We start from the raw sequence: 22,189 nt of genomic DNA on the forward strand, positions 1-22,189 counted from the left end.
TTGCATCGGGAGAAATAACACCAGATCCACGAGAACCAAATCAGCCGATTGAAGAAACATCAAATGAAGTGGTTACGCATAAAGCACCAGCACCAACGATTGAAAAATCAGTGGTTAGTCCTGCCAGCGGTGAAGTGAGAAAAGGCGATAAGGTAACGTATCGCTTAGTAGTCACCAATGGTGACGCCAAAACAGGGACACTGACAGTTGGAACAGTAACGGATAGCTTACCATCAGGTCTTGTTCATGTGGCAAATACAACCACGATAGATGGCAAGGTAGTAGCAGAAAGCAGCTGGAATGGGGAAAATCTAACTGTGACTCTGCCAGATCCAATGCTAGGTGGTGCAACAGCGACGATAGAGTTCCAAGTAACAGTGGAAACAGATTTCATTGGTGTGATTCCAAATACAGCAGTCGTTGCCGGAAAAGACATCAACGGCAACGGAAATCCGACAACTGGAAAAGATTATACAGACAATGACACTGCCGATATTACAACGGTAAGAAAACCAGGAGCATTGTCACTGGAGAAATCCGTAGATGTAGGCAATCAGTCAGTGGTCGGTGTAGATGAAGTTATCGAATACACACTGATTGTGAAAAATACAGTAGCAGATCCATCCGAAGTGCGTGAAGTAACAATCACAGATGCAATCCCAGAGGGATTGATTTATCAACCAGGCAGCTTAGCTGTAGATGGTACAGCGTATCCGGACAGCCATATTCAAGGACAAAATTTGAGTATCAATGTTGGTACACTGCTGGAAAATGAAACGAAGACAATTACATTTAAGGTTAAGGTGACAGCAACAGCGAAAGGTGAAATTACCAATATAGCCGATGTAACTGGTAAGGTCACTTACCCAGATGGTACAGAAGGCGATAGTACCGATGATGATGAGGTGCTGAACTATAAGCAGCCGGAACCAAAAATTGAAAAAGACGTGTTAACAAAAGATGGCCAAGTTGCCGGAGCTACAGAACAGGTGACGAATGGCAACCGTTTCAAGTATCAACTAGTTATTACTAATGGCCAAGCTGATACAACAGGTAGCCTGTACAACGGAACAGTAACAGATAAACTGCCAGCTGGAATTAAATATGTACAAAATTCGACTGTTGTAGATGGGCTTCCTGTTTCAGATTCAGTAGCAGGATGGAGCGGGAATGAACTGACTTATGCTTTACCATCAGAATTCAAGGGTGGTGAAACGATTACGCTAGTCTTTGAAGTCGAAGTAGAGGCTAGTGCAGCGTTAGGGCTTATCCCGAATACAGCGAAGGTTTCAGGAGAAGATAAATCGGGGACACCTGATTATAAAGATGAAGACACAGTAGAGGTTGAAATCGTTCATGGGCCAGGTACACTAGCTGTTGAGAAAAAAGTACTGGATCAAGCAGGCTCCACAGATTTACATGATACGGTAATACAGGTAGGCGAAACGATTCGCTACTCGATTATTGTCAAGAATACAGAAACAGCACCTTCAGAAGTGAAGAATGTTGTTGTGACTGACCAATTACCGGAAGGACTCGATTTTGTTTCTGGTTCTGTAACAGTAGATGGACAGCTAGCTACAGGAAATGTAGATGGAACCAATAAATTAATTGTTAATACTGGAAAAACGCTTCAGGAAAACGAAAGTTTAACTGTTAGCTTCCTCGTAACAGTGACCGATGTATCCGCTGTTCGTAGTGTGAACAAAGGGATTGCATCGGGAGAAATAACACCAGATCCACGAGAACCAAATCAGCCGATTGAAGAAACATCAAATGAAGTGGTTACGCATAAAGCACCAGCACCAACGATTGAAAAATCAGTGGTTAGTCCTGCCAGCGGTGAAGTGAGAAAAGGCGATAAGGTAACGTATCGCTTAGTAGTCACCAATGGTGACGCCAAAACAGGGACACTGACAGTTGGAACAGTAACGGATAGCTTACCATCAGGTCTTGTTCATGTGGCAAATACAACCACGATAGATGGCAAGGTAGTAGCAGAAAGCAGCTGGAATGGGGAAAATCTAACTGTGACTCTGCCAGATCCAATGCTAGGTGGTGCAACAGCGACGATAGAGTTCCAAGTAACAGTGGAAACAGATTTCATTGGTGTGATTCCAAATACAGCAGTCGTTGCCGGAAAAGACATCAACGGCAACGGAAATCCGACAACTGGAAAAGATTATACAGACAATGACACTGCCGATATTACAACGGTAAGAAAACCAGGAGCATTGTCACTGGAGAAATCCGTAGATGTAGGCAATCAGTCAGTGGTCGGTGTAGATGAAGTTATCGAATACACACTGATTGTGAAAAATACAGTAGCAGATCCATCCGAAGTGCGTGAAGTAACAATCACAGATGCAATCCCAGAGGGATTGATTTATCAAGCAGGCAGCTTAGCTGTAGATGGTACAGCGTATCCGGACAGTCATATTCAAGGACAAAATTTGAGTATCAATGTTGGTACACTGTTGGAAAATGAAACGAAGACAATTACATTTAAGGTTAAGGTGACAGCAACAGCAAAAGGTGAAATTACCAATATCGCCGATGTAACTGGTAAGGTCACTTACCCAGATGGTACAGAAGGCGATAGTACCGATGATGATGAGGTGCTGAACTACCGAGCACCGAATCCGACAATTGAAAAAACAGTTGTTACGCCTGCAAATGGCATTGTTATGAATGGTGATGAAGTAACTTATCGTTTGGTTGTAACAAACGGTGATGCAAATACGGGTACGATGACAAACGGCGTAGTTACTGACAGTTTACCAGCAGGGTTAAAGCATGTTGCTAACACAACAACATTAAATGGAAGTCCTGTTGCTGAAAGCAGCTGGTCGGGTGAAGCATTAACTGCTGTTTTACCGACACCAATGGCTGGCGGAGCAACTGCAACCATTGAATTTAAAGTAAAAGTAGATACAACAACTATTGGAGTGATTCCAAACACAGCAGAGGTTTCTGGTCAGGATATGAACGGTCAGGGAAATTACACTGATGATGATACCGTTGACATTACTACAATGAAAAAACCAGGATCATTAGCTTTAACCAAAGCTGTCAGCAAGGGTACTGTAGATATTGATAATAAAGTAGTGGCCGTTGGCGATATTATTACGTATACAATTGTTGTAAAAAATATCGTAGCTGAGCCATCAGAAGTGAAGGCTATCACGGTTAAAGATGTGATTCCGTCAGGTTTAATTTATCAGGCAGGTACACTGAAGGTTGATGGTGTGTCTACACCGGATAGTTCAGTCACTGGACAAGATCTGAGTGTGGAAATTGGTTCTCTACAGGAAAACGAGACGCGTGAAATCACTTTTGATGTTCAAGTAACTGCTGATGCGAAGGGGTCTGTTGTCAATGTTGCCTCTGCAGTCGGAAAAGTGACAGACGTCAATGGAAATGAAACGCCATCCAATGAAGTGACAGATGATGTAGAAAACCATAAACAGCCGGAACCCAAGATTGAAAAAGATGTATTAACAAAGAATGGTCAAGTAGCTACAGCGACTGAACAGCTTGCGAAAGGAAATACTTTTACGTACCAGCTGGTTGTGACTAATGGAACGGCAAGTACAACAGGTACGTTATACAATGGAACAGTAACAGATAGCTTGCCAGCAGGTCTAAGCTATGTTCCGAATACAACAAAAGTTGATCAAGTGCCAGTTTCTGATGCAGCAGCGGTTTGGAACGGAAATAGCTTTACGTATACTTTACCGGCAGAATTCGCTGGTGGAGCTGCCAAAGTGATTACCTTTGAGGTAGAAGTATTGTATGCAGCTACTGTCAGTGAGCTAGGCATTATTAAGAACAATGCAGAGGTAACTGGTGAAGACCGTGATGGAACGACTGATTATACAGATACAGATGATGCCGATATAGATGTTGTTCGCGGGGCAGGTGCATTGAACATTCAGAAAGCTGTTTTGGATGAAGCAGGTGCAATTGATTTGAATGACAAGATTGTTCAGGTGGATGATGTTATTCGCTACACATTAGTTGTAACGAATACAGCGACAGAACCTTCTACAGTAAGCAATATTCTTGTTAAGGATACTATTCCAGCAGGACTGCTTTATCAAACAGGTTCTTTGGAAATCGATGGGCAGGCTGTTTTAAATCCAAACATTTCCGGACAAAATCTGGAAGTAGCCCTGAACAAAGAGTTAACAGAAGGGCAGAGTGCGACAATTAGTTTCTTGGTAAAAGTCACGAATGCCTCTGAAGTATCAAGTATTAATCAAGCAGTAGTAACGGGAGCAGTTACACCAGATCCAAGAGAACCAGTTGAAACCTTGCCGGAAAAACCATCAAACGAGGTGGTTGTTCACAGAGCACCAGAACCGATGATTGAGAAAACAATTGTTTCGCCGACAAATGGTACGACAATCAAAGGCGGGGAAGTAACCTACCGCTTAGTTGTAACAAATGGCGGCACAAACACTGGCGATTTGATTGATGGAGTGGTAACAGATGCTCTGCCTGTCGGATTAAGTCATGTGCCGAATACAACTATGGTAAATAACCAAGTAATCGCAGAAAGCAGCTGGACAGGTGAAACCTTGAGCGTGGCCTTGCCGACACCTATGAAGGGCGGTGCAGCTGTAACCATTGAATTTAAAGTTAGAGTTGAGACTGATACGCTGGGAGCTATTATCAACATAGCAGATGTATCTGGAGAAGATGCAGATGGTCAAACGTATACAGACGATGACTCAGCAGATATTACGACTGTTCGGACAGCGGGGGAACTTGCCCTAGAAAAAACAGTAAGTAAGAACGGTGCAAATATTGACAATAAAATAGTATCTGTAGGCGATATTATTACGTATACAGTTGTAGTTAAAAATACAATAACAGATCCATCCGAAGTCAGAGATGTCATTGTTAAGGATGACATTCCAGTAGGATTGATTTATCAAAAAGGCTCATTAAAAGTAGACAATCAGACGAGACCAGACAACCTGGTTAGTGGTCAGGTTTTAAAAGTTAATGTAGGAAACCTTTTGGAAAGTCAAACAAGTACAATTACTTTTGATGTTGAAGTGACAGCAGCTGCCAAGGGGGCTTTAGAGAATATTGCTACAGCCATAGGTAGTGTTGCTGACTTGGCGGGAAATTGGAATCCACTTGATGAAATCCAAGATGATGTGGTAAATCATAAAAAACCAGCTCCTACTATTGAGAAAACAGTCCTTGATACAGCTGGAAATAGCCGTGATGATCTTCCACAAGTAATTAATGGGGAAGAATTCGAGTATCAGTTGATTGTTCGAAATGGACTTGATGATGCAACGGGTTCTCTACACGCGGGGACAGTAACGGATACTTTGCCTACGGGATTAGAATACGTGCAAAAATCAACAAAAGTAGACGGAGTAAATGTGACTGACAGTAAAGCCGGCTGGTCTGGCAACACGTTGAATTATGCCCTTCCGGCAGAATTCAAAGGGGGAGAAACAATTACCATTACCTTTAAGGTACGAGTTATTTCTGATCAGTTAGGAACTATTCGTAATACCGCTAAGGTATCTGGAACTGACAGTGACGCTGTAACGACATATCAAGATTCAGATAATGCAGAGGTGGCAGTGATTCGCGGTCCGGGAGAACTGCAGATTACTAAAGAAGTTAAGTCAGCGGATAATACGCTGGATCTGCATACTCAGGTTGTTGCTGTTGGGACAGTAATTAAGTACAACCTAATTGTTGAAAATATTACCCAAGAGCTTTCTGAAGTGAAGAATGTAACAGTTACAGATGCAATCCCTGAAGGGTTGATATTTGTTCCGGGTACCTTAACAATTGATGGAAATCTTGCTTCAAACAGCAATATCTCTGGTCAACAGCTGACTTTGGATATTGGCACGCTGCAGGAAAACAGCAGTAAGATAATTAGCTTTGATGTAACAGTAACAGCAGCTTCTCAAGGAATTAGTACAAACATTGGGCATGTGGAAGGGAAGGTGCCATCGTATGGTGAGACAGAAACTTCTACGCCTAAGATTCCTTCAAATGAAGTGACTATCTATAAACCAGCAGATCCGCAGATTACCAAATCAGTTGTTGGAAATACTAAAGTTAAGCAGGGGAACGATGTAACGTATCGCCTGGTTGTAACTAACGGTGAGGCTGGTACTGGCAATGTATACAACGGAATTGTAATGGACACATTGATGGAGGGTCTGACTTATAAAGCCGGAACTACTAAGGTGAATGGAGAGCTAATCAGTGACGAGGTTTGGAGTAATAATGAACTAACTTATCCGTTACCATCGCCATTTGCCGGAGGTACAAAGCTGACGATTGAGTTTACTGTAACTGTAAACAAGGTAGGCGATATACCAAACCTTGCTTCTGTTTCTGGAAGTGATGTAAACGGTACGCAGCATACAGATGAAGATGATGTCGTAATCACTGCTGTAACCACACCTGATTTAAGTTTGGAAAAGAGTGTGAAGACAGCAAATGACACAGACTTTGGAAAAGAAGCAGATAAAACAATTGGCTTGAATGAAGAATTTGAGTACCGTCTAGTTGTGCGCAACAATACAATCCCAGGTGGAAAAGTCATCAATCCGCGAGTGGTGGATCAGCTGCCGGCAGGACTTGTCTATGTTAGTGGTTCAACAAAAGTAGATGGAAAAGAAGTTACTGATGAGCTTCACTGGTCTGATAATACCTTTACCTACAGCAGGGCAGAAATGTTAGCAGGTGAGGTTTGGGATATTCGCTTTAAAGTGAAGGCTACAGGTATACAGCATCAACAGCAAATTGTAAATATTGCCAATGTGACTGGTCAGGATGAACTGGGCAATCCTGTAGGAAGTCAAGATAGTGTGACTGTGACAGGAAAAGAAATCAATACACCAGTAATACCAAATCCAAATCCTAGTAACCCTGGCATCACGTTGCCTAATACAGGCAGTACAACTTTATTGCCAAGCACGAATACTACAGGAAGCGCAAGCCCTACCCGCAGACTTCCGAACACAGGAGAGCAGGAGACAACAGTTTCTATGCTGGGCTATCTACTTCTGGTAAGTGCAGTTGGGATGTATCTTCAAGGGAAGAATAAAAAAGCTGTGAAAAAATAATGGTAAAAAGAGCTGTAAGAAATGAACTCATTTCTTACAGCTCTTTGTTTATACTAATAAAGCACCTAACATTACCAATCAAAAATGACCGCATATCCCAAAGCAATAATTTCCCTTAAATACATATTGGGTGTAACTGAAGAATGTGAAACGGCAGGTAAACCGCTAATCTCTTTAATTCCTAATCGACGAGCCAACAGCTTTGAACGGTAGATATGAAAATCACTTGTAACAATAACTGTTTTTCCCAGCTCTCTTTTTTTCTGGGCGTTCACTATATTTTCTTTTGTTCGGGTAGAACTATCTTCTCTGATGAGTCGGTCAGCATCAATTCCTTTGTCAATCAAATAATCAGCCATAACATTTGCTTCAGAATCGGGTTCATCTGCTCCTTGTCCGCCACATACGATAATGATTGAGTTAGGATTTTTATTTATGAAAGGTAAAGCTGTGTCCAGACGCTCTGTCAGAACCGTACTGGGATAAGCGGTCTCTTTACTGGAGCCTCTGACCTGTGCGCCTAAAATCAGTATGGTGTCTGGCTGATTAGCCGGCTGTTCTTTTGTACCTTTTAAAATCATAAAAAATAGTGAACCAGTATATAAAATGCCAACAATGATCATAAATAACAAAAAGAACCTAATTTTTTTCATGTTATCTCCTTCTTTCTCCAATTTTTAGTTTAGAGTATTTTAGTTTAAAATAGTGGGATTTTTAAAGGGTTTAAGTAAATTTTTAACAATTTTAGAATCTCTTAGTTTTCAATATTAAAAAACAAGAAGATTGTGAAAAGGGTTAAGAAGATTCAAGCATATAAGTAGCAATTGTCTATAGATTCTTATATGCTTGAGTAACAGGTAGTTAAGAATTAAGCGATACGTGATAATAATTAATAATATTTTCCTAATAAATTAAAAAAATGCACAAAGAAATACTACGATAGTTCATCTATTTATGGTAGAATAGAAAAATGTGTAGGTCATAGGAAAATGAACGGATAAGTTTAAAATAGCTGATGTTTATGTTCTCTGTTATAGATAATTAAAAAAGGAAGATAGATAAAATGGATGAAAATAATTTAACTACTCGTTCTGCTAGGAATCAGCAGACTCAAACAAAAAATACTCAAAAACCGAAAGTTCCTAAAAGTGGAAAGCCTAAAAGAAAGTCAATAGCGGTACCTTTGATAGCTGCTATTACTGTTTTTACAGGTATTTTACTAGTTGGTTTTATCTTTTTTCAGTCGCATTTTTTACCTACGGCAAATGCAAACGGCGTAGATATTGGTTGGTTAAATGTTGAAGCTGCTCAAAAGAAACTAGAAGAGCTTAATGGTTCGGAAGAAATCACGATAGAATTGGCTGATGGACAAAAACATACCATCCAGCTTCCGGAAAAATACAGTGTCACAGAAGAATTTTTGAATAAAAATATTAGTAAACAAGCAATCAATCTTCCAGTGAATGACTCCTTTAAAAGTGAACTTAGCACAAAACTGGACGAGTTGACATTTGCAGAAGGAACACCAAGTCAGGATGCTCATATTCAACGTTTGGATACAGGCTTTCAAATTGTTCCAGAACAGTATGGTACAATCGTTGACAAAGAAGCTCTTAAAAATAAGATTCTTACAGATGTAGAAAAAAATTCTGGGAATTATAGTTATAGTGTAAAAGATTTTTATCAAAAACCAGCTGTGCTTCAGAGTAGTGAAGAGTTAAAAAATCAGTTGACTACGCTGTCACAAAAAGAAAATAAAAAAGTTACGCTGACTATTAATGATAAGTCACTGGAAATCCCTAAAGAAGCACAACAGGGATTTATCAATGATGAAGGGAATGTCGATCCAGCAGCAGTTGAAGCTTGGGTTACTGCGATTAGTCCGGAATACTCTTCCAGCTCATTGCCAATTACTTTTACAAATGTCCATGGAGAAACTAGACAGTTCAAAAATAATGGCAGTTATGGCTGGTCGATAAATATCGCTGAAACAGCTAACTTAATTGTTCAAGCGTTAGAAAGTGCTAATGCAGAAGAGGCAGTTGCTGCAGTTATTGATGGGGATGTGAACCAATCCACAGTGGTGAATAAAACCTATGTAGAGATTGATTTAAACAATCAAATGATGTACTTCTTTCAAGATGGTGTGAAAACAGTTGAAACATCTGTAATCACTGGACGTTATAATAAAGGAACGGCAACTGTGCCAGGATTCCATACTATTCTTTACAAAGATACAGATACAAATCTGGAAGGCTCAATGTTGGATGGTTCAGAATACAGTGTACCTGTTAATTACTGGATGCCGCTGTTGAGTTATGGCGGAGTAGTTACACAAATTGGTATTCATGATGCGGACTACAAGGCAGAATACTTTGGAAATAAGGAAGCTTACAAAACAAACTTTGGCAGCAACGGCTGTATCAATACTCCCGGAGAAGCAATGGCACAGATATTTGCGGCTTCTTATCCAGGAATGCCGGTTATCATTTACGGACACATATATGATGATGCACCTGGTGAGTTTGATAAGCCTGTGGATTACGGCACACCAGTATAGATAAAAGGATAATAGCTTAAAAGAACCTGAGTAGCGTGTTGTAGTGACCCTAAAAAGTTAGACCTGAAAATCTAACTTTTAGAGGTCGGTACAGAGGACTTGGGTTCTTTTTTTGATGACCTCATACTAAAAAGCTGTTCTCTCAACTAATCTGGAAATCCTGTTGCTACAGTAGTATCAAACTACAATACTAAAATTAAGTTTTAGAGTATAATATTTGAAATGAAAGAAATAGTTGAATAAATCTATGGGAGGAAATGATATGCCGTTTATCCACGTTGAATTAGTCGAAGGACGTAGTGAAGAGCAGCTGACCAATATGGTTAAGGAAATTACAGAAGTGGTTTCCAAAAATACTGGAGCACCAGAGCAGAATATTCATGTAATTGTGAATGAGATGAAGAAAGGGCGCTATGCACAAGGAGGAGCTTGGAAAAAGTAATACGCTGAAATCAATTGAATAGGACGAGCCAACAGGTTATTTTGCGGGAACCAATCATTTTTAATCATTGAAAAAGAAATTGCCAAAGTAAAGGCTTGCTTTTTACTTAGAGAAGTGATTAAATTAAAACATAATTGATTGAAGAAAAAGACAACTGAACTTGAGAACAGTCTTAACAGAGAGGAAAATCATGCTGAAATTTTTCCAGACTAGTGCAGGGGATGACCACTTTTGAAACCTTTGTTGAAACAAAGGCGGTTGAACCGTTAATACTTTTTGAGGAATAGAGCTTATTTGCTTTATTTAAAATTAGGTGGAACCACGAACTTTTCGTCCTAGTATCTGTTTGCAGATACTAGGATTTTTTGCTGTGAATCACTACGACTGGCAAAGCCAGAGTAGATGATGAACAGTACTTGGCGAGCGAAGAGCTCTTGAACTTGAAGTTCTAAAGCTAATTTAAACGGAGATTCAGTAATCTGAGTCCTCGTTTCATCTAATCAAAAAGTGAATAGAGATATCTTAAGTGAAACGATTCTTTTCAATCATGAATAGTTTAAGGAGGAAGAAAAAATGACAATTAAAATTACTTTTCCAGATGGAGCAGTTAAAGAGTTTGAGGCTGGCATTTCTACACTGGAAATCGCTAAAAGCATTAGTAATAGTTTAGGTAAAAAGGCTTTGGCAGGAAAGTTTAATGGGGAGCTTATCGACTTGGACCGGCCAATCGAAGAGGATGGAACGATTGAAATTGTTACGCCAGATCATGAAGATGCGCTAGGTATTCTGCGCCATTCAACTGCACATTTGATGGCGAATGCTTTACGCCGCCTGTTTCCTAATATCAAGTTTGGTGTTGGACCAGCGATTGATAGCGGTTTTTATTATGATACAGATAATGGTGAATCGCCGGTAACTGTAGAAGATTTGCCAGCGATTGAAGCTGAAATGATGAAGATTGTTAAGGAAAACAATCCAATCGTACGCAAGGTCGTAACGAAGGAAGAAGCCTTGTCATTGTTCGCTGATGATCCTTACAAGGTTGAACTGATTAGCGAACTGCCGGATGATGAAGTGATAACGGTCTATGATCAGGGAGATTTTGTTGATTTATGCCGAGGTGTACATGTTCCTTCAACTGGCAGAATACAAGTGTTCAAGCTGTTGTCAGTAGCAGGTGCTTACTGGCGTGGAAGCTCTGATAACCATATGATGCAGCGGATCTATGGAACAGCATTCTTTGATAAGAAAGACTTGAAAGAGTTTATTAAGCTGCGGGAAGAGGCGAAAGAAAGAGACCATCGTAAATTAGGAAAAGAATTAGATTTATTTATGATTTCTCAAGAGGTTGGTTCCGGCTTACCGTTTTGGCTGCCTAAAGGAGCAACTATCCGTCGCACAATTGAACGTTATATCACAGATAAAGAGATTAGTCTGGGGTATCAGCATGTGTACACACCAATTATGGCTGACGTGAATTTGTATAAGACATCTGGACACTGGGACCACTATCATGAAGATATGTTCCCGCCAATGGACATGGGAGACGGTGAAATGCTTGTATTACGCCCGATGAACTGTCCTCACCATATGATGGTTTATAAAAATGATATCCACAGCTATCGTGAACTGCCAATTCGGATTGCGGAGTTGGGTATGATGCACCGCTATGAAAAATCCGGCGCTTTATCAGGTCTACAGCGTGTGCGTGAAATGACTTTGAATGACGGACATACCTTTGTTCGTCCAGACCAAATTAAAGAAGAATTCAAGCGGACATTGGAGTTGATGGTAGCAGTATATGCAGATTTTAATATTACTGATTACCGGTTCCGTTTAAGCTATCGTGATCCTAATAATACAGATAAATATTTTGATGATGATGCAATGTGGGAAAAGGCTCAGACAATGCTGAAGGCGGCTATGGATGAAATGGAGCTTGACTACTTTGAAGCTGACGGCGAAGCAGCCTTTTATGGTCCAAAACTGGATGTACAGGTTAAAACAGCACTTGGAATGGAAGAAACATTATCAACAATCCAGCTTGATTTCTTACTGCCTGAGCGTTTTGATTTGACTTATGTAGGTGAAGATGGCGAAAATACGCATCGTCCGGTTGTTATCCATCGGGGAATTGTTTCAACAATGGAGCGTTTTGTTGCTTATCTGACAGAGGTTTATAAAGGTGCCTTTCCAACTTGGCTGGCGCCAATCCAAGCAACGATTATTCCGGTTTCTGTTGATGCTCACTCAGACTATGCTTATGAAATTAAGGAACGGCTTCAAGCAGAAGGGTTGAGAGTAGAAGTGGATGACCGTAATGAGAAAATGGGATACAAAATCCGCGCTTCTCAAACACAAAAAGTTCCTTACCAGGTCGTTGTTGGCGATAAGGAGGTTGCTGAGGTAACAGTCAACATCCGCCGATACGGCAGCAAGGAAACAGCTATCGAAGATTTAAATATTTTTGTTGAAAGCATGGCAGCAGAAGTTAAAAACTTTAGCCGTTAGTGCTGAAGCTCTCTATTTAGCTACTACAACTAACTAAATAAAAAATCAAGACAAAGGTATTTAACTCTGAGAAATAAAAAGGAGTGAGATACTTTTGTCTTGTCGTTTATTTGAATTAAAAAACAAAACTAGATGAATAGTTGTTTCTATCTCATCTTGGTATAACTAAGATGAGGAAAATCTCGAAAAATGTAGGAGATGCAATCCGTTTTGCCTAAAAGGTCTAAAAATGTCCTGAGTAATGCTGATTGATACAGAGCAATAGACTATTCCTAAATTTCTGGATAAAAAATGTTTTAAGAAAAATAAATAATTTATTTAAGCTTGCTGATTTGACTATGATTTTCTCTAATTTTTCGTTAGAATAGAAGGCAGGACTTTTCTACTTGAAAGGATAACGATAAAAAATGAATTTTTTAGATAAATGGAAAAAGACACAGGAAGAACCTAGTACATATAAGGCCAGAAAATCTCATATCCCTTTTCGCTTAAACCTATTATTTTTTGTAATCTTCGGTTTATTTGTTTCTTTAATTGTACGGCTGGCTTATCTGCAAATTGCAGAAGGAACCAGTTTTTCAGAGAGAATTGCTCAGAGCTCTGATTTAGTTGTTCAAAGCGGTGCGCCCAGAGGAGAAATCTATGATGCTTCAGGAGCGGTTCTGGTCAGCAATAAATCTAATTTGGCAATTACCTATACTCGAGGGAAGAATGTTCAATCAGCGGATCTTCTAGAGATTGCGAATCGTGTGAACAGTTTAGTAGATGTTCCTGCTGATGAATTAACCGAACGTGATAAAAAAGATTTCTGGTTAGCGGATAAAGAGCATCTAAAAGCGGCACAGGAGCGCCTGACTGATGAAGATAAGAAAGACGAAAAAGGAAATGTGATTACTGATCAGGGAACGCTATACGCCTTAACTGTAGAAAAAGTGACGCCTGAAGAAATTAATTTCGACGAAAAAACTCTTAAAGCTGCGACTATCTTTAAACGGATGAGCGCTGTTTCAGAGCTGAATACAACCTTTATCAAGAGTGAAGGAGTAACAGATGAAGAAGTAGCGGTTATTGGTGAAAATATAGCGGATATTCCCGGGGTTTCTACGGGGACAGACTGGACGAGAGAATATCCTCAGGGAGAAGAGCTTAGAAGTATTCTTGGAACGATTTCAACAGAAAAAGCTGGTTTGCCGGCTGAAGAAGCGGATGAATATCTCGCTAAAGGTTATGCTAGAAATGATCGGGTGGGAACCAGCTACCTAGAAAAACAATATGAGTCTGTTTTACAAGGAATCAAATCAAAATCTGAGATTGTTCTTGGCAGTGATGGAAAAGTAGCCAGCCAGACGTTGGTATCTGAAGGTGAAAAAGGACAAAATATTAAACTGACAATAGATTTGGAGTTTCAAAAGAAGGCAGAAGAAGTTGTTAAGTCCCATTATGAACAGCTGGTAGCCAGCGGCAATGCACCTTATTCCGGCGGAGTATATGTAGCAATAACCAACCCTAAAACCGGAGCAATTCGCGCATTAGTTGGATTTAACCGCGATGTTGAAACAGGAGAGCTGACAGCTAATCCGTTAGGTGCGGTCAGTGATGCATTTGTACCTGGATCGGTCGTTAAGGGAGCAACACTTACTGCCGGCTATCAATCGGGTGTGATTCAAGGAAATGAAGTACTTATTGATGAGCCCATTCAAATTGGCGGGAGCGGCTTAAAATCTTCGAACTTCAACCAGTTACTGAATAATAAGATACCAATTTCTGCTGAACAAGCACTGGAATACTCTTCGAATGCGTATATGATGCAGCTGGTGTTCAAAATGCTGGGTACTGAATACAGTTATGGGATGAGTGTTCCTTACAATACTGGTGATTCAAGAGTGTTTGATATTTTGAGAAAAGCCTATGGCGAGTATGGCATGGGAGTCTCCACCGGGATTGACCTTCCGGGAGAATCAACTGGTATTGTCAATACGGATTTCAAAGGGGAGTATCAGGATCCGCCAAGTGCGGGTAGCCTGCTTGATTTGTCCTTTGGTCAGTATGATACTTATACAGCCTTGCAACTGGCACAATATGTAGGAACTGTAGCAAACGACGGCAAACGGATGGCTGCTTATCTGGTTCAGGGGATTTATGGTAATAATCCAGACGGTACATTAGGTGAACTGGTAAAAGAAACACAGCCAAAGCTTTTAAACGAAGTGGATATCAGTGCGGACCAAATGAAGCTGATTCAACAAGGATTTCATGATGTAGTCTATGGGAATCATAATTTTACAACTGGTAAATATATGAGTGATACGAACATGCCGATTGCTGCTAAAACAGGTACGGCTGAAACGTTCTACAAGGATGAAAAAACGGGCGAGCTGCATGAAACGATTAACAGTAATGTCATTGCTTATGGACCGTATGAGGATCCTGAGCTTGCGGTAAGTGTGATTTTGCCTAATATAAGCAATACAGCTGAAAACTATAAAATGAATCAGTACCTTGCTAAGGATATCATCAATGCTTATGTCGAAATGTATAAGCAATAATTTTGTAAAGTAGTTCTCCTTTACAAATTTGATAAAAGGACTGGAAATTAAGAATAAATCATGGTATGATATCTAAGGCTAAGAAACATCTTAGGATCAAATGAATACAGTATAGGAGGGAATAGAAATGCGCGTAAACATCACTTTAGAATGCACTTCTTGTAAAGAACGCAACTACCTTACAAGCAAAAATAAACGTAACCATCCAGATCGTTTGGAAAAGAATAAATATTGTCCACGTGAAAGAAAAGTTACTTTACACCGTGAAACTAAATAAGAATTTAGTAGAAAACAGGCAGCCTTTGCAGAAGGCTGCCTGTTTTTTTATGGGATAAGTATTTTTCAGCTAAAAATTGCTGTAAGGACATCATTTAGGGTGAAAAAAACTTTAAAAAAGTAAGAATATGGTTAGAAAACCAATCAGTAAAACAACTGGCGGTAAAAGCTGCAGGCGCTTATTTGTTGAGCTAAGGTCTTTTTTATTTTTTAGAAATAGCTTTGCAATCAAAAGATAACAGCAATAACCTAGTAAGACGCCTAAGGTATTGGTCAGTAAATCATTAATATCTGTTGCGCGATACAAGGTAAACAGCTGGCTAATTTCGATTGTGAGAGAAAGTAGTAGGCCTGATAAGATAACTTTTTTTATATTCTTAAAAGCGGGGCTAATAAACGGCAATAAAAAGCCAATCGGCATAAAAGCAACAATATTTAGAAGAAAGCTAAGACTAAAACCATCTGTAAAAGGGATTAGTTCAATGTTAGGATTAAAAACAGATTCACCTAAATCTCCAAGTCTTGAAAAATCCCTAAGCGTTGCGATACCAAAAACATTGACTAAGGAAATGAATAAATAATACAACAATAATAAAGAAGCTAAAGAAACGCTTATTTTGGTTGAAACTTGCTCCCCTTTTAAGCTCCAAATTAGTAATCCTGCTAGAATAATGACTCCGATAAGACATATGGGGTTCACGATAAATAAGTCCATTAATGCATCAAAAAATGTAAGCTGTTGTGCTTCCATAAGTATCCTCCTTTCTATTTACATATATAAGGATAACAAAATTTTTCTCGTTAAAAATCCGCCTCTAGTAGGAGTTCTCCTATAATGAATAACAACAGGTACGCTGAAAAAGTAAGTAAAGCTAGAGGAAGACAAAAAAAGATCTGAGACATATCATTGTCTCAGATCCCAAAAATCAAATAAACAGTGTGTTAAATGCCGCCATTCTTTGAGGATTGAAGCGAAGTGAGAACTGTAAGCAAGCTTGTAAGAACTTAACCCTTTTCTCGGGAATCGTTAGACTCGTAGAGAAAAAGCTCTCTGTGCTCTGATTCCCCCGCAGTGTCGCTTGAAAATTTTCGGATGATTCGGCTTATTACTGAAAAACACAGCGAAGTACGAGCTAGTGGTGAACAATACCTACTGGTCTCTCAGAGCTGGACACTCTGCCACAATCTCTTGAAACTAGCAAAATCATTTCGTGTGTCACTATCTTTTGAAGCGTATTTAGTTTGGTCTTAAAGCAATATTCTGAGAAATTGTTGATTCTGCTTCAAGAGAAGACAAGTGATAAACAGCGATAATCTGTTTACCGGACAAAGCAGCTGGAATATTTGTTTGAATAGTAGTTGTTGGAATATCTGTTTCAGCTACCAGATAAATATCCTGATCGTAAGGCAATTCTTTCAGTGTATATGTTCCTAAACGTTCAGGAGATATAACAGTAGAAAGCTTTCTACCATTTTTGTCATAAGCTGTTACAGGAATCGCATGTAAGGGTTCGGTCAATCCATTCCGAACACCATCTCCGTTCAAATCGTCAAAGACGGTTCCTTTAATGGTCACGTATGGACGAATACCGTAGAAGAAATCAGCCGTTTTTTGAACTTGGAAATTCGTTAAATCGTAAGAATTTCCCCAGACATCTACTGAGATAAAGCGCATTGCTGGAAAATTTCTAATAAGTTTGCTAATATTTTGACCTTTAGCAATCAAAGTAGAAATATCTGAACCAAGATATTGATCAAGATTTAACTGATCGACTTCATGTAATGCTGTTGAGAAGAAATCAGATAAATCTTTTAAATAATCATAATCAGGCGTTGTTGTAATATCTCCAGTTGAGATTAAGTCAGGATTATCGATTAGCTGAGCAAAATCATTGGACGAAAGAATGATATCCAATAATGCGTTAATCTTAGGAAGGTTAACAATGAGCTCGCTTAGCTTCAGGTTGAAAGGAGAACGGAAGGCGACATAGATACCGCTTTCTGAATCAGGAAGCTGAATAGGCTGGTTATTTTTGGTTGTCAGCAATTGAATCGCGCCGTCGCCAATAGTAATGGAGCCTTTCATCGCTTGGCCGATCAACTCTGCTTGATTGATATCGCCAAGTCCGCCATTATTAAGAGCTTCACTGGTTTTGGTAAGATTCACGATAACCATTGTTTTATTATTTTCCCTTTTTTCTGTTGAATCCATCATGCCGTTGCTGTTCAAATCGCTAAAAACATGAAAATTCAAATTAGCGGATTTTGTCACTGCTAGGTTGGCACTTACTAATAATGAATTAACCTTTATTTCCAGAATACCAGAAAAAGGTTTGCCGAGCGCATCATAGTAAGTCTGTGATTGAATTAGCGGAGCATAACCGTTATTTTCGTCATAACGGATATAGTAGGTTCCTTTCTGCAAGCCGCTGAAGCTATACGTTCCTACCGCACTTGTTGTTGCAGCTTTGAATAAGTTAGTCTGATTTTGAGCATCCAAAGCAGTTTTATAAAGTTCAATCCGCTGATTTTTAACAGGTAAATCTCCCTCTGAAAGAGTGAAAATACCATCTCTTTTGACATCAATAAACTTATTTCCAGTAATTGTATAAATCGAAGGACTCCAAGCAGCTTTAGCAGGTGCAGGTTGCCCAGCCAAGAAAGAAAATAGTGTTGCTGAAAGAAAAAGCAGTAAATAAACATATTTTTTCACATTAACTCCCCCTAAATAATGATTTATGAAAAAGAGTGACACTTTCAATCATAGCAAGGTTCGTAAACGAATACAATAACAATTGTTATTGTACAATTATTATTTTCTTAATATGAAAAACAAAAGTCTTGAAAAGTTATTTTTACTTTTCAAGACTTTTGCTACATTTAAGGACTTATAAATTTTCTGTGTAAAATCAGTAATGGTGACGAAAAACGAGGGGAGCATTTGGAAAATATCTAGGCTCGTGAATAAGATATCTTTGACAATATACAGAAGCCGGTCTCATACTGAAGAAAAACGCATCTGAAAGTTTCAGGGCGGATTTTTTAATGATTAAGAAAAGAGCACCGCTTATGCGGCGTATCAGCGAGTGTTTCTGCCGATGTTTCCTAACACGTTTCAAATATTCGTCGCTAGCGTTTTAGACACGCTTTATTTAAATCGCCATCCAATTAGGTTCAAGGGTGTTTCCATCAGGATCGAGAACTTCCAGACCATACATCTGACTTTCAGGAATACCCATGTCTACATGGAAGAAATCCCCGCCGTTCTTTTTGGCAGTTTCACCAAATTTTTTCACTGCTTCAGCGCTTTCCATGCTAAAAGCAATTAGAGCACCGCTTGTGGTGCGGGTATCCGCTATTGTTTTATCCTTAATAAATTTTTGATAGAAGTCATGAGTGAGCAGCATAATCCAGAAATTGTCATCCCATACCATGGAACTTGTTTCCTCAGTTGAGAATTCTTTGTTTTGAGTAAAGCCCAGCTGTTGATAAAATTCTACAGAACGAGATAAATCAGACACAGGGAAGTTCACAAAAACCATTGTTGACATAAAAATCCTCCTCTTTTCTTTCTTTAATTACATGCAGAGAATCTCATGCAGCGGACTATTTGTCAAAGGTCATGCTCAGTAAGGTGATAGTCATCTTGATGTTTATTTATCCGCCAGAGGCATTTACTTTGATTTTGGTAGTGGTACACTTATAGATAACTCTTATTTAATAAGTATTGTGTCAGTTCTACTTGATGCTGTATGTATAGTTCTGTGAATCTTGGCTGCTGATTTTAAAGCTGTAATAAATAATTGTGGTGCTGAAGGATTGCGCTGCTTCGTTTAGTAAAGTCAGAGCGGATACGCTATATTTTTAAGTGGGCTGAGGGGAAGGCTATATTAGCTTTCGTGGTAAAAATAGCCGGCTGCTTACACAGCATCAGTGATAAGATTAATAATAAAAAATGAAAAGGATGAAAAATGTGGATCAACGGGTATGGTATGTTATAGGTTTGAGCGTTGCAGTAGTAATAATCATCTTGTTTCTTGAATGGCGTACAAATTATAAGCTTCGTGAAAAGATTAAACAGCAATGGGGAAAAGCACCTGTATGGAGTAGATTCGATCACGAAGACAGCTTAAAGGATGCATGGAAAATTGCGCAGACCTATCAGAAATTTGAAAGTGAAATAGATGATATCACTTGGTATGATTTGGATATGACAGAGGTGTTTGAGGCTGTGAATGGAACCTATTCCAGCATTGGATCTGAGGCCTTATATCAGCGGTTGAGAAATTTCGATTTTAATGATCAGTCTGTTGAAAAGCTGGAGGAGTTAATTGCATTTTATGAGGAACAACCGGAAAAAAGAGCGGCTATTCAGTTTCGATTTGGCCAGTTGGGTAAAAAGGATAAAAACTTTGTAAAGCACTATTTATCTGAAGCCGCTGGAAAAGAGCTGCCGCATTTTTATCTTTATGTGTTTTTCGGCATCCTCCCTCTAATTGGAGCAGGAATTTTGGCTTTTGGTCAGGTATTTGGTTTGTACCTATTAGTAGGCAGCATTTGTTTAAATACCTTTTACTATTTGAGTAAGAAGGAACGACTAGAGACAGAGCTGAACAGCATGCGTTATTTTGTTCAAGGACTTGGAACGGCTAAGGCTATCAGTAAAATAGAAACTCCTGTACAGCAGCAGCTAAAAAGCAATCTGACGCCTTTAAAAAGTATTCTGACTTTTGCAGTCTCTTTTCGAGTAAAATCAAACTCAGAAGCTGAAATGCTTTTTGATTATATAAATATTATGTTTATGCTGCCTTTTATTTCGTATCATTTTGCGTTAAGACGTTTGGCAAAGCATAATAAAGAAGCAATTATTCTGTGGGATTTATTGGGAGAGCTGGAAGCAGCCTACGCTGTATTAAATTTCCGCTTGTATATGCCGAAAACAGCGGTACCAAAGTTCCAGACTGGAGGAGTTTCTGCAGAAAACAGCTATCATCCGCTTTTGTCTGCTTCTGCGGTAGTTAATCCAGTGGCATGGGAAAACAACACATTGGTAACTGGATCAAACGCTTCCGGCAAGTCAACCTATGTCAAGAGTGTTGCAATCAACTGCATTTTGGCACAAACAATTCATACAGCTGCTGCAGACCACTTTTTAATGCAGCGGGGGCACGTGCTGACATCGATGGCAGTAGAGGATGATTTATTTGAAGGAGACAGTTATTTTGTTGCTGAAATCAAATCAATTAAACGGGTTCTGGATCAGGTTGCTACAGGTGAACATTGTTATTGCTTTATTGACGAAATCCTTAAAGGAACCAACACAATTGAACGAATTGCGGCATCAGCCAGTATTATTGACTGGTTAAAGGACTACCCATCTATTGCTTTTGTTGCGACTCATGATATTGAGCTGACGGAAATTCTGAAGTATAGTTGTACAAACCTGCATTTTGAAGAGCAGATAGAAGCTGATGGCATTAGCTTTGATTATCAAGTAAGGTCGGGCGCAGCAAAAACAAGAAATGCTTTGGAATTATTACAAGTAATGTCCTATCCCAAAGTTATTGTAGACTCTGCGAAGGAAGAAGCAGCTTTCTTCGATAAGCACAGACTATGGAATATTTTGAATACCCCGACAGTCTAAGCTATCATTTTTGTCACATCATCTAATAATGTTGTTCCTGTTTATTTCGCTGCCTCTGGGCTATAATCCAAGCGAGGAGGTCAACAATGGACAGACAATTAGAGAAACAAAATAGAGGTTTTACGATTTTTGATTTAAAGATTTTGGGTATTATCTTGATGTTTATCGACCATATTCATGAAATGTTTGCGTTGATGGGAGCGCCAGACTGGATTGATTGGTTTGGACGTCCCGTTGCGACACTGTTCTTTTTTGTTAGTGCGGAAGGGTTTAGTCATACCCGTAACAAACAAAAATATTTACAGCGTCTATTGATTGGTTTTTGGGTCATGGGTGCAGGGAATTTTGTGATACAGCGGTTATTTCCTTTAGGGGATATGGGATTGGTCAACAATATTTTTGCGGATTTATTTGTCGCTGTACTTGCTATGTACGGAACAGATTTAATTAAGGAAGGCTACTTTAAAAAGAACATTCACAAATTCGCTTTGGGGTTATTATGTATGCTGCTGCCGATTCTTTTATCTGGAATAGCACTGCTGTTAATGAGTAATCCAGCGACCATTGTTCCTGGAGTCAGCATAGGTCTCGTTTTTCCAACTCTGATTTTTACTGAGAATTTCATCATGGTTTATCTAGCTACTTTGCTGTATTTGTTAAGAAATAAACGGGTGCTGCAGTGTGTGGCAATCGCTGCTGTTAGTCTGCTGTTCGCTGCATCAAATCTTCAGGAGCTTTTTACGGCGAATACTCAGTGGATGATGATTTTTTCAATCATTCCGATAGCGCTGTACAATGGAGAGAGGGGCAAAGGGATGAAGCAGTTTTTCTATGTTTTCTATCCAGCTCATATCTGGCTGCTGTATCTTTTTGCTGTTTTTATTTTCAATCATTTCTATTCATAAATCTGAGGAACGAGACTAGAGCTGAGTGGATAGTTATTGAGGAATAAGCAAGACTTTTTCACATTATGAAGTAGAGATTCCCCATTCTGGATGTTAAGTAATTTTGTTTAGTATTTTTATAAAGCTTAAAGAATATTCAGCAATTCTTTTCCAGCTGGCTGTTTGTTCATGGTTAATTTTAGAGGAG

The 22,189-nt window shown here is 39.3% G+C and carries 12 protein-coding genes; 8 read left to right on the forward strand and 4 right to left on the reverse strand.

Annotated elements, in window-relative coordinates:
- Nucleotides 1–7,118, forward strand: a 7,118-nt coding sequence (locus ACYSNQ_RS16235; RefSeq protein WP_426084635.1) for an isopeptide-forming domain-containing fimbrial protein, incomplete at its 5' end; no start/stop codon positions are given.
- A 71-nt stretch (nt 7,119–7,189) separates the two neighbouring features.
- Here ACYSNQ_RS16235 and ACYSNQ_RS16240 read toward each other — a convergent pair.
- Nucleotides 7,190–7,771 carry a YdcF family protein gene (locus tag ACYSNQ_RS16240; RefSeq protein ID WP_426084636.1) on the reverse strand — a complete coding sequence of 194 codons (582 nt, stop codon included), beginning with the start codon at nt 7,769–7,771 and terminating at the stop codon, nt 7,190–7,192.
- Nucleotides 7,772–8,181: 410 nt separating this feature from the next.
- On the opposite strand from ACYSNQ_RS16240, the gene ACYSNQ_RS16245 reads away from it, so the two are divergent.
- The 5 genes from ACYSNQ_RS16245 to rpmG all read left to right on the forward strand — a co-directional run bounded on the left by ACYSNQ_RS16245 (nt 8,182) and on the right by rpmG (nt 15,454).
- A complete protein-coding gene (locus ACYSNQ_RS16245) occupies nt 8,182–9,678 on the forward strand; it encodes a L,D-transpeptidase family protein (protein WP_426084637.1) in 1,497 nt (498 codons plus the stop codon).
- 262 nt (nt 9,679–9,940) lie between these two features.
- The gene (locus ACYSNQ_RS16250) at nt 9,941–10,120 is read left to right on the forward strand and encodes a 2-hydroxymuconate tautomerase (RefSeq protein ID WP_426084638.1); all 180 of its coding nucleotides are present in this window, start codon (nt 9,941–9,943) and stop codon (nt 10,118–10,120) included.
- 573 nt (nt 10,121–10,693) lie between these two features.
- Nucleotides 10,694–12,631, forward strand: coding sequence for a threonine--tRNA ligase (gene thrS, locus ACYSNQ_RS16255; RefSeq protein ID WP_426084639.1), 1,938 nt, complete (start codon nt 10,694–10,696; stop codon nt 12,629–12,631).
- Between the two features lie 407 nt (nt 12,632–13,038).
- Nucleotides 13,039–15,177 carry a peptidoglycan D,D-transpeptidase FtsI family protein gene (locus ACYSNQ_RS16260; protein WP_426084640.1) on the forward strand — a complete coding sequence of 713 codons (2,139 nt, stop codon included), beginning with the start codon at nt 13,039–13,041 and terminating at the stop codon, nt 15,175–15,177.
- A 127-nt stretch (nt 15,178–15,304) separates the two neighbouring features.
- Complete coding sequence (gene rpmG / locus ACYSNQ_RS16265; protein ID WP_426084641.1) at nt 15,305–15,454, forward strand: 50S ribosomal protein L33; 150 nt, start codon at nt 15,305–15,307, stop codon at nt 15,452–15,454.
- Nucleotides 15,455–15,565: 111 nt separating this feature from the next.
- On the opposite strand, the gene ACYSNQ_RS16270 is transcribed toward rpmG, so the two are convergent.
- The 3 genes from ACYSNQ_RS16270 to ACYSNQ_RS16280 all read right to left on the reverse strand — a co-directional run bounded on the left by ACYSNQ_RS16270 (nt 15,566) and on the right by ACYSNQ_RS16280 (nt 19,004).
- Nucleotides 15,566–16,204, reverse strand: coding sequence for a VanZ family protein (locus ACYSNQ_RS16270; protein ID WP_426084642.1), 639 nt, complete (start codon nt 16,202–16,204; stop codon nt 15,566–15,568).
- A 486-nt stretch (nt 16,205–16,690) separates the two neighbouring features.
- Nucleotides 16,691–18,166 (reverse strand): SdrD B-like domain-containing protein, encoded by a 1,476-nt coding sequence (locus ACYSNQ_RS16275; RefSeq protein ID WP_426084643.1) that lies wholly within the window; start codon nt 18,164–18,166, stop codon nt 16,691–16,693.
- Between the two features lie 439 nt (nt 18,167–18,605).
- On the reverse strand, nt 18,606–19,004 hold the full coding sequence (locus ACYSNQ_RS16280; RefSeq protein WP_426084644.1) for a VOC family protein: 399 nt from the start codon (nt 19,002–19,004) through the stop codon (nt 18,606–18,608).
- 413 nt (nt 19,005–19,417) lie between these two features.
- Here ACYSNQ_RS16280 and ACYSNQ_RS16285 point away from each other — a divergent pair, with 413 nt between their 5' ends.
- Complete coding sequence (locus ACYSNQ_RS16285) at nt 19,418–21,097, forward strand: MutS-related protein (protein WP_426084672.1); 1,680 nt, start codon at nt 19,418–19,420, stop codon at nt 21,095–21,097.
- Between the two features lie 86 nt (nt 21,098–21,183).
- Nucleotides 21,184–22,002 carry a TraX family protein gene (locus ACYSNQ_RS16290; protein WP_426084645.1) on the forward strand — a complete coding sequence of 273 codons (819 nt, stop codon included), beginning with the start codon at nt 21,184–21,186 and terminating at the stop codon, nt 22,000–22,002.
- The last annotated feature ends 187 nt before the right edge of the window (nt 22,003–22,189 follow it).

Source organism: Enterococcus sp. LJL51 (assembly GCF_054871795.1).